Source organism: Corynebacterium tuscaniense (assembly GCF_008693065.1).
In the GTDB taxonomy this organism is placed as follows: domain Bacteria; phylum Actinomycetota; class Actinomycetes; order Mycobacteriales; family Mycobacteriaceae; genus Corynebacterium; species Corynebacterium tuscaniense.
In genome coordinates, this window is sequence record NZ_VXKH01000015.1 from 26533 (window position 1) to 36561 (window position 10029).

Annotated in this window: 10 protein-coding genes; 1 reads left to right on the forward strand and 9 read right to left on the reverse strand. The window is 61.2% G+C overall.

All coding sequences use genetic code 11. The features are described 5' to 3' along the window. Nucleotides 1–127 precede the first annotated feature (127 nt). The 3 genes from rpsO to F4V54_RS04755 all read right to left on the reverse strand — a co-directional run bounded on the left by rpsO (nucleotide 128) and on the right by F4V54_RS04755 (nucleotide 2488). Entirely contained in the window at nucleotides 128–397 is a 270-nt protein-coding gene (gene rpsO, locus F4V54_RS04745) for a 30S ribosomal protein S15 (RefSeq protein WP_034661490.1), read from the reverse strand. Between the two features lie 137 nt (nucleotides 398–534). Next, on the reverse strand, nucleotides 535–1488 hold the full coding sequence (locus F4V54_RS04750) for a nucleoside hydrolase (RefSeq protein ID WP_102724180.1): 954 nt from the start codon (nucleotides 1486–1488) through the stop codon (nucleotides 535–537). Nucleotides 1489–1513: 25 nt separating this feature from the next. Further along, a complete protein-coding gene (locus F4V54_RS04755) occupies nucleotides 1514–2488 on the reverse strand; it encodes a bifunctional riboflavin kinase/FAD synthetase (RefSeq protein WP_034661495.1) in 975 nt (324 codons plus the stop codon). Between the two features lie 31 nt (nucleotides 2489–2519). Between F4V54_RS04755 and truB the strand changes: the two genes are divergently transcribed. Next, nucleotides 2520–3428 (forward strand): tRNA pseudouridine(55) synthase TruB, encoded by a 909-nt coding sequence (gene truB / locus F4V54_RS04760; protein ID WP_211359464.1) that lies wholly within the window; start codon nucleotides 2520–2522, stop codon nucleotides 3426–3428. A gap of 4 nt (nucleotides 3429–3432) precedes the next feature. Here truB and F4V54_RS04765 read toward each other — a convergent pair whose 3' ends face one another. From F4V54_RS04765 to infB, 6 genes are all read right to left on the reverse strand, one after another. Then, nucleotides 3433–4098 carry a 4'-phosphopantetheinyl transferase family protein gene (locus F4V54_RS04765; RefSeq protein WP_034661499.1) on the reverse strand — a complete coding sequence of 222 codons (666 nt, stop codon included), beginning with the start codon at nucleotides 4096–4098 and terminating at the stop codon, nucleotides 3433–3435. After that, the gene (locus tag F4V54_RS04770) at nucleotides 4095–4919 is read right to left on the reverse strand and encodes a metallophosphoesterase family protein (protein WP_102724181.1); all 825 of its coding nucleotides are present in this window, start codon (nucleotides 4917–4919) and stop codon (nucleotides 4095–4097) included. The genes F4V54_RS04765 and F4V54_RS04770 overlap by 4 nt, the downstream gene beginning before the upstream one ends. Before the next feature lie 5 nt (nucleotides 4920–4924). Further along, nucleotides 4925–6220, reverse strand: coding sequence for an MATE family efflux transporter (locus F4V54_RS04775; RefSeq protein WP_150386412.1), 1296 nt, complete (start codon nucleotides 6218–6220; stop codon nucleotides 4925–4927). Then, nucleotides 6217–7218, reverse strand: a complete 1002-nt coding sequence (locus F4V54_RS04780) for a DHH family phosphoesterase (RefSeq protein ID WP_102724183.1) — start codon at nucleotides 7216–7218, stop codon at nucleotides 6217–6219. Before F4V54_RS04780 ends, F4V54_RS04775 begins: the two co-directional genes overlap by 4 nt. Beyond that, entirely contained in the window at nucleotides 7219–7653 is a 435-nt protein-coding gene (gene rbfA / locus F4V54_RS04785; protein WP_034661505.1) for a 30S ribosome-binding factor RbfA, read from the reverse strand. Between the two features lie 106 nt (nucleotides 7654–7759). After that, nucleotides 7760–10029: translation initiation factor IF-2 (infB, locus tag F4V54_RS04790; protein WP_150386413.1), on the reverse strand; the 2270-nt coding region annotated here is incomplete at its 5' end.

Consider the following 10029-nt stretch of genomic DNA (forward strand, 5'->3'; position numbering starts at 1 on the left):
GCCGAGGTGAATCTTTTGGTTGCACCCAGGCACACTACCAGCTAGCCACGTAAAACACCGTATGCGCGCGAAAAACGGCCGCCAAACGATGACGGCCGTTGTTCGTGCTGGAAGAAAAGCTTTTTGCTTATCGGCGCAGCCCCAGACGCGAAATCAGCTCACGGTAACGCTCAACGTTATTCTCGCGCAGGTACTTCAGCAGACCGCGGCGACGACCAACGAGCAGCAGCAAACCACGACGGGAGTGGTGATCGTGCTTGTGGTCCTTGAGGTGCTCGGTGAGGTTATTGATGCGCTCGGTGAGCAGGGCAACCTGAGCCTCCGGGGAACCAGTGTCGGTCTCATGCAGGCCGTATTCCTTGAGGATCTCGGCCTTCTTCTCAGTGGTCAAAGCCATGGAAAGTGTTCTCCTTGGTTATTTCAGTTCGCATTCATCGGAAAGTCAGTGGCGGGGACTGCTGCGAACCACAGTCACGCGTTGCCGCTACCGAATTGGAAAGAGTACCGCACCGCGGGCGGAAACTGTTAATCCCGCTAGCTCTTCTCAGCCAGGCCGGTGAGGCGGCGCATGAATTCATCAAGGAAGCGCTGCTTGTCCACTGCGACGGCAACCTTGGCTGTCTTCGTCTCGTCATTGAGCCGAGTTTCATCACCGATGGTGCGTCCGCGGGTCTCCCCCTCGGTGTCGACCTTGAGGTTAATGTCCAATGTGGCCACTAGTGTCGGGTCAATGGCCACACCAACAGCCAGCGGGTCGTGCAGACCGCAGCCACCCAGATGTGGCGCGGTGGTGTCATAGGCACCGATGTAGTAATTCGTGGCTGCTGCGAGGAAGTCACCGCCCGGAGTGCCCAGCGCTTCCCACTGAGCCGTTTCATTGGTGGTCAGAAGAGTCTGCAGTGTGACATCCAAACCGATCATCGTGATGTCTTTCATGCTGCGGAAGATCGCGTCGGTTGCCTCCGGGTCCTGGTTGACGTTGGCCTCAGCCCACGGCGACACGTTGCCGGGGACGGTGAGCGCACCACCCATCATGACGATGTGGGCTTTCTCCGCAAATGTCTTGCTCACCTTTGCTGCAGCAGCAATGGTGGTAGATGGACCGGTGGGAACAATGACGAGCTCATCGCCGTACTTCTCCACCGATTCCACGAGGAAGTCCACCGCGGACTTCGGCTCCACCCGGCGCGCGGGCTCCGGTAGCTCTGCTTCGCCGATGCCGTTCTTGCCGTGGATGAACTCGGAGATCTCCAGCACCTCAAAGGACTCTTTCGCGCTGGCATGGCCAGGGCCAGCAAACACTGGGACGTCAGTGCGGCCAAAGAGTTCAAGGATGGCCAGGGTGTTGCGCACACCAGTTTCCACAAGCACGTTGCCATACGTGCCCGTCACACCGATGAGGTCTACTTCCTCCGAGCCCAGTGCGTAGGCGAGAGCGAGGGCATCATCGATGCCGGTATCTAGGTCCAGAATCATTTTGCGGGTCATGGGCCCCAGCCTATCCGGTGAACCTCTAAGCGCGCTCAAGCAGGGTGCGCACGGTTGCCACGTCGCGCGCCATGTTCTCCAGCAATTCATCGACGGAATCAAACTTCACCATGTCGCGCACCTTCGCAATGAATTCCACGCGCGCGAGCCGCCCGTACAGATCTGCGTCGCGGTCAAGTACGAAGGACTCCACGCTACGGCGCGCATCACCAAAAGTGGGGTTCGTGCCCACGGAGATCGCCGCCGGATAACAGACCTCTAATTCCATGTCCCCGTCGATGGGGCCGGTTCCCTCTTCCGGCAGCACGGTGAACCAGCCGGCATACACGCCATCCCCCGGCACGGCTTCGTTATCGCCAACGTATTGGTTCGCGGTCGGGTAACCCAATTCGCGGCCACCGCGTCCGGCGCCGCGCTCCACACGTGCGGTCACAGAGAACGCACGGCCAAGAAACTCAGAGGCTTGGCCCACTTCACCTTCGGCGAGAGCGTGTCGGATGGAGGTGGAGCAGACGCGGGAGGAGCCGTCAAAAAGCAACGGAACAATGTCCACGTCGACGCCGTATTTTTCGCCGAGCTCCTGCATCGTGCGCGCCGTGCCCAACCCACCCGCGCCGAAGGTGAAGTTCTCCCCCACGACGACGCGGGAAGCATGGAGCTTATCGACGATCACCTGCACAAAATAGTCCTCCGGGCTCTCCCCCGCGAGCTCTTTGGTGAAGTCAATGACCAGCATGTAATCAACGCCGAGCGACTCAATGAGACGGGCGCGCTCCGTCAACGGCATGAGCACATCGGGTGTGTGCTCGGGCGCGAAGACAGCAACTGGGTGCGGGTCGAAGGTCATCAACACACTCGGCGCACCGGCTTCGCGGGCGCGATCCACCGCATGCCCGATGAGCTTCTGGTGTCCGCGGTGCACCCCGTCGAAGACCCCGATGGTGACCACCGGTCCATTCAGACCGGCGGGAACCTCAGCGAGCCCTGACAAAATATCCACTCGCGACAGCGTAGTGCATAGGGTTAGTGCTATGAACCTTGGCCAAAACCCTGACCCTCTGTCCACCTCCGGCATCGTCGTGGTGGATAAACCGGCTGGCATGACCAGCCATGATGTTGTGGCACGTTTGCGGCGCTTTTTTGGAACCCGCAAGGTAGGGCACGCCGGCACGCTCGACCCAATGGCCACCGGTGTCCTTGTTGCCGGCATTGAGCGCGGCACGAAGCTGCTGGCTCACCTCGTGGCCGATGACAAGGTGTACTCCACCACCATCCGCTTGGGCGCTTCCACCACGACGGATGATGCGGAGGGCGACATCGTCTCGCAGACGGACGCTTCCGCGCTCACCGATGAGGCGATCATGGCCAAAGTCGCCGCGCTAACCGGGGACATCATGCAGGTGCCATCCAAGGTTTCCGCCATCAAGATCGACGGCAAGCGCGCTCACGAGCTCGTGCGCGAAGGCAAAGAAGTGGTCATCCCGGCTCGACCGGTGACGGTGTTTAGCTTCGACGTGTCGCAGATTCGCCACGAAGGTTCTTTCGTCGACGTGGATGCGCGCGTGCATTGCTCTTCGGGCACCTACATCCGATCGCTGGCACGCGATATGGGTGAGGCGCTTGGGGTGGGTGGACACTTGACCGCGTTGCGTCGTGAAGCATCTGGGCCCTTCACTCTCGCTCATGCGCGCACGCTGGAATCCTTGGAGGCCACCCCGCAGCTGTCCCTCACGCTCGATGAAGCACTGACCACCGCGTGGCCTGTTCTGGAAGTAACCACGGATGAGTACGCGGCGCTCGCAATGGGCAAATGGCTCGAGCCTCGCAGCCTAAAGGGCGTGCACGCCGCAGTCGGCCCAGATGGCCGTGCGGTCGCTTTGGTCAAAGAAAAGGGCTCTCGCTTATCGACGATCTTCGTCGCCCGCCCCTCCACCCTCTAGGGTTCTACCTCACCACGAACGTGCTCGCGCACACGTAGCCACCTCGGACCACCCAACGCCCCTCGATGAACGGCACTGGCGTCGGGCGTTTCAAGATATAGGCGATGAATGTACCGTCCTCGCGGATATCAATCTCCGCGTCCTCGAAGCCGAGCCAGCGCAAGGTCATGGGGAACCAGGCCTTGTACGTCGCTTCCTTCGCACAGAACAACAGGCGGTCAGCCCAACCGTGGCCAGCGGCTTTTTGGCTGTCTACCCATTCGCGTTCCTGGGGCCGGGCGATCTCCCCCAACACGCCGTCCGGCAGGGGCTCCGCCGGTTCAGCGTCAATGCCCACGGTCCGCAGCGTCTTCGTCGGCGCCGCCACCGCGATGCGCAAACCTTCCGTGTGAGTGAGGGAACCGGTGTAGCCTTCCGGCCACAACGGCATCCCCTTCTCCCCACGCAGAATCGCATGGACCGAATCCACACCCAGCTCTCGCAAAGCCTCGTGGGCGCACCACCGCGCGTCACCGAATTCCCCCTTCCGGGAATCCACAGCACGACTAACCACGATGCGCTCTTCAGGGTGAAGTTCGTTGTAATTGCTTAGGTCCGTGTCACCATTGGCCCGGTCGGTATACATGTACACCACGCGAGCCGGTTCGGGGAACAGGTCACGGTCAATCACTGCTCCACCTCCATCACCGGGTACGGCCACTGCGGCACGCTGCCGCGCCGACGCCACTCATCCGGGTACCCCAAAGACACCTCAATGTGGTCCACCCCGTCATACGTTTCCACCCCAGGCATGTGCAGGTGCCCGTAAATGACCGCACGGGCGTTGTAGCGCTTCGCCCACCCCCGGGTATGCCGGGTGCCGCACCACAGGGCAATCTCACGCCACAACATCTTGTCCGTCGGCTCTTGGATGAGCGGCCAGTGGTTGACCAAGATGGTCTCCCCCTCCACTCGGGAAAGCCTCCTGGTGGTGTACGCCAAGCGGTCCCAGCACCACGCACGAATATCTACGAAGGGAGCAATGGCCACCTCATCCGTAAGCACGATCTCACGTGCCCGCGCGGACGCGAGCGCTTCCTCCACGCTCATCATCGGCCCGCGGAAAGAGTAGTCATACAAGGTGAACAGCGGTGCGATGGTCACACCCGCAAACACCGGATACGGGTCTTCCGGAGTAATCACCCCGATCGTGCGCAGCTCGTCCACCAGGTGCTCGTACTTCTCACGCCCCGTATACCGGTCAGTGCCACGACAGAAAAGTTCGTGGTTGCCCGGTACCCACATGACCGTGTGGAAACGATCCACGAACTGTTGCATCACCTGAACGATCAATTCAGTGCGTTCCGCCACGTCACCAGCAACAATGAGCCAGTCCGAGGGATCATTCGGCTGGATCTCCTCCAACCGCGGCTGGTTCGCCTTCACCGCCGCATGCAAATCGGAAACCGCCCACAAGGTGGTGGTCCGCTTTTTGTTGGGCTGCACAGTCATCGTGCTTATGTTCCTACCACTGTGCGCGCCCAGCGCATGGATTTGAACCGCCAGACCACGCCGACCAATCGCAGCGCAATCATCGCGGCCAAACCACACCAGATGCCAGTGAGTCCCGTGCCAGCCCAGTAAGCAACAGCGATACCTGGCAGAAAACCGAAGACCACCGAGGCCACCGTGAGTGTACGCAGGAAAGCGGCATCGCTGGCGCCCAGCAACACTCCGTCGAGTGCAAAAAGCACACCCCCGGCCACGATCATGGCAATGAGCACCCACCACGGCACCACCATCGCATCCAGCACCGCCTCCTCGGAGGTGAAGATACGACGGATAATCGGACCACCAAGTGCGAAGACCGCCGCCAAGATCAGCGCGAAGCCCGCGGAGAGCCTCACCACCTGGCGCCCCACGTCACGCGCGGTATCCACCCGGCCGGTGCCCAACGCAGCGCCAGTGAGGGTTTGTGCGGCAATAGCCAGGGAATCAAGCACTAATGTGAGGAAATTCCACAGTTGCAGCATGATCTGGTGTGCCGCGAGCGCAGCCACCCCGACACGCCCTGCCACCGCCGCGGCGGAGACAAACGCCACCTGGAATGACAACGAACGCACGATCAAATCACGCCCCAAGACGAGCTGCTCTTTGATCACACGCCACTGGGGCTTCCACGGTCCCTCGTGTGCACGTTTCAGCGCCACGATGAACCCGGACGCGGTCAGCCCCATCCCAATAATGTTGGCCACCGCCGAACCCACCAGTCCGAAGCGGGCTACAAGGAACGGCAAAGCAATAGCGCCCGGGATCAGCCCACACAACGTGAACACGAACGGCAGCCTGGTGTTCTGGATCCCTCGCAACCAGCCGTTACCCGCCATGATGATCAGGGTGAGCGGGATGGCAAAAGCGGCAGTACGCATCCACCACACCGCCTGCCCAGCTGCCGCGGAATCATTGGTGAGAAACAGTGCAATCGACCGGGTAAAGATCCATACCAATATGGACAGCAGTGCACCCACGCCGAGAGCGACCCAGGTGGCCTGCACACCCTCAGCAATTGCTTGGTCTTTCTTGCCCGCCCCATAAAAGCGTGCAGAGCGCGCTGTCGTCCCATAGGACAAAAAGGTCAGTTGCGTCGTCACCGTGGATTGAACCGTGGCGCCAGCTGCCAACGCCGCCAATTCCACCGCACCCAAACGACCAATCACAGCCGTATCAAGCAGCAGGTACAGCGGGTTCGCGGCGAGCACCCCTAGGGCAGGAAGAGCGAGTGCAAGCACCCGCCGTGCGGTCACATCCGTCACGGAAGCTCCGAAACAGACTGCTGCAACGCATCAATCGCAGCGTCCACAGCACCCGCAACGGAATAACCCGCAGCCGGGACGTGTCCGCCACCGCCGTGCATCGCCGCCACATCCGCAACATTGACCACGCTCGAACGCAGGGACACAGACCAATAACCCGGGTGAATTTCCTTGAATACCACGCCGATATCACTACCGGTCAACGCGCGAGAGTACTCAATGATGGCTTCGATCGCAGTTTGGTTCATGTGGCGGAGATGCACATCGTCGATAGCAAGCACGGAGATGGTGTAGCGCCCCGCCACACGAGTTTCCATGCCCGCCATGACATCCCCCATGAGCTTCAAATCATCCGCCGACACCGCATCCATAAGGTCCATCGCGGCAGCGCGGGTATCCACGCCGTGCTCCATCAACTCAGCGGCGAGAATGTGCATGCGGGAAGTCCCCCACCGGAAGCTTCCCGTATCCGTGACCAGACCCGCATACAGGCAGTACGCAATATCCGGGGTGAGTGCAACACCCATGTGGGCGAGCAGCTCACGGATAATCACCGTCGTCGACTCAGACGGCAACACCAAATTCATCGCGCCATAACCAGGATTCGACGCATGGTGGTCAATCACCACAACGCGCTCCGGGTTGCCCGCCAGCTCATCGTGGTACATGCCGGTGCGGTCCAATGACGCGCAGTCCGTGGTCACCACCACGCCAGAAGGAGGCAGCGGCTCCCCCAACGCTACCGATGCCACGCCCGGCACCGTCCTGATGTTTTCAGGAAGCTCCTCTTTCTGCCCGATGTACACCGTGGACGGCACGCCAAGAGAAGCAAGCCCATGTTTCAGGCCAAGGGCCGACCCTACCGCATCCGCATCCGGCCGAATGTGGGTGACAATGTGCACCTCATCTGCGGTACTCAGCTTCGCGGCCACGCCGGCAAAGTCCCCCTCACCGGGGCCAAACAAAGCCGGATACTCGGCGTGAATGTCACCGGCCATTTATTCGTCCTTCGTCTTATACGGGTCCGCCTCCCCCGCTGGGGTGGCGTTCTTTTTCAACTCAGCCAGCTCCTCATCACGCGCACGGGCACGTGCCAGCAGCTCCTCCATACGTGCAGATGCTTCCGGCACAGTATCCAACTCAAAAGCCAGCGTCGGAGTGAAACGCACCCCCAACTCGTCGCCGACAATCTTGCGCAGCTGACCGCGAGCACGGTGAAGGGCCTCAGCGGCCTGCTCATAATCCGGCGCATCATCAATATTCGCGCCGCGCACCGTGTAAAACACAGTCGCATCATGCAGATCGCCGGTCACTCGGACATCAGTGACGGTGACCAACTCCAAGCGGCGGTCTTTGATCTGGCGCTCAATGGCGCTTGCCACAATCGTCTGGATCCTCTTAGCCAGCCGTTGTGCACGCGTGTTGTCAGCCATAGCGTCACTCCTTTGATGTCAGTAGCAGAACAGGGTTTTAAGTCTACAGGGCTAAAGAAATCGTCGATAAGCACATGCTTATCGACGATCCCCTCTCAACCCACGCCTACGTCCTTGGTACCTCAACCATCTCGTAGACCTGAATTTCATCGCCCACCTGAATATCCGGGTAGGACAGGACCATACCGCACTCGTAGCCCTTGGCCACTTCGGTGACATCGTCCTTCTCCCGGCGCAGGGAGGTGATGGTTGCGTCCGGCGTAATCACGTTGCCATCGCGCACAAGGCGCAACTTGGCACCACGCTTGACGCTGCCGGTGGTGACCATACAACCAGCGATAAGACCCACAGCGGACGCCTTGAAGATCTGGCGGATCTCCGCGGTGCCCAGGTCACGCTCCTCATAGATCGGCTTGAGCATGCCCTTGAGAGCAGCCTCCACATCCTCGATGACCTGGTAGATCACCGAGTAGTAGCGGATCTCCACGCCCTCCTCGTTGGCTTCCTCCGTGGCCTTGCCCTCAGAGCGAACGTTGAACGCCACGATGACAGCATCCGACGCCGCAGCGAGAGAGACGTTGGTCTGCGTGACCGCACCAACGCCACGGTCGATGATGTTCACATCCACCTCGTCGTCGACCTCGATCTTGAGCAGCGCTTCCTCCAGAGCTTCCACCGAACCGGCATTGTCGCCCTTGAGAATGAGGTTGAGCGTGTTCGTCTCCTTGAGCGCCTGATCCAGGTTCTCCAGAGAAACGCGCTTCTTCTTGCGGGCCTGCATGGCGGCACGCTGACGAGCATCACGCTGTGCCGCGATCTGGCGCGCAACGCGATCGTCCTCAACCACGAGCAAGTTGTCACCAGGACCAGGCACACCGTTGAGACCTTGGACCTGGACCGGGCAGGACGGGCCTGCCTCCTCCACGTCGTGGCCCCACTCGTCGACCATGCGGCGGACACGGCCGAAGTTGCCGCCCACAACAATGGAATCGCCGACGCGGAGAGTACCGCGCTGAACAATCACGGTGGACACCGGACCACGGCCACGGTCCAGGTGTGCCTCAATGGACAGACCCTGCGCATCCATGTCTGGGTTCGCCGTGAGCTCCAAGGACGCATCCGCGGTGAGCAATACCGCCTCCAGTAGCTCATCGATACCGGTGCCGTTCTTCGCGGAGATGTCAATGAACATCGTGTCACCGCCGTACTCCTCCGGCACCAGCTCGTACTCGGTGAGCTGGCCACGGATCTTGTCCGGCTGTGCCTCAGGCTTATCCACCTTGTTCACTGCAACCACGATGGGCAAGTCAGCTGCCTTGGCGTGGTTGATGGCCTCCACGGTCTGCGGCATCACACCGTCATCAGCAGCAACGACGAGGATGGCCAAGTCCGTGGACTTCGCACCACGGGCACGCATCGCAGTAAAGGCCTCGTGCCCCGGGGTATCAAGGAAAGTGATCTTGCGGTGCTCACCATCAAGAGTGACCTCGGTCTGGTACGCACCAATGCCCTGGGTAATGCCACCAGCTTCACCGCGGCCAACGTTGGCGTTACGGATGGAGTCCAACAGGCGGGTCTTACCGTGGTCAACGTGACCCATGACGGACACAACAGGCGGACGCTGCTCAAGCGCCTCTTCGCCGCCTTCATCTTCACCGAACTGCAGGTCGAAGGATTCAAGCAGCTCACGGTCCTCATCCTCAGGAGAGACGATCTGAACTTCGTAGTTGATCTCCGCACCCAGCAGCTGCAGGGTGTCTTCGGAGACGGACTGCGTCGCCGTCACCATCTCACCGAGGTTGAACAGCGCCTGGACGAGGTTAGATGCCTCGGTACCGATCTTCTCTGCCAAGTCAGACAAGGTTGCTCCCTGGCGCAGGCGAACGGTTTTACCGCCACCGTCGGGCAGGCGAACGCCACCAACGACGTTCGGTGCGTGCATCTCCTCGTACTCATTACGCTTCTGGCGCTTGGACTTGCGTCCCCGACCAGGTGCTCCACCTGGGCGGCCGAAAGCACCGGCGGTGCCACCACGGCGGCCACCGCGACCACGGAACCCACCACCGGGACCACCAAAACCACCAGGTCCACCGTGGCCACGTCCGCGACCACCACCGGGGCCACCCTGACCGCGACCACGACCACCACTGCGGGTGGCAGCACGCGATGGCATCTGACCAGGGCTTGGCGCATTTGCCATATCTGCCGGGCTCGGCGCGCCTGAACGCGGTGCACCGGAGCCACGCTGACCCTGACCGCCACCGGAACGACGCTGACCGCCACCAGCACCTGCCCCGCCACCGCGGTTTCCACCGGGACGCGGCTGCGGGCGCGGACCACCAGTATTAGACGAGAACGGGTTGTTGGCCACACGCG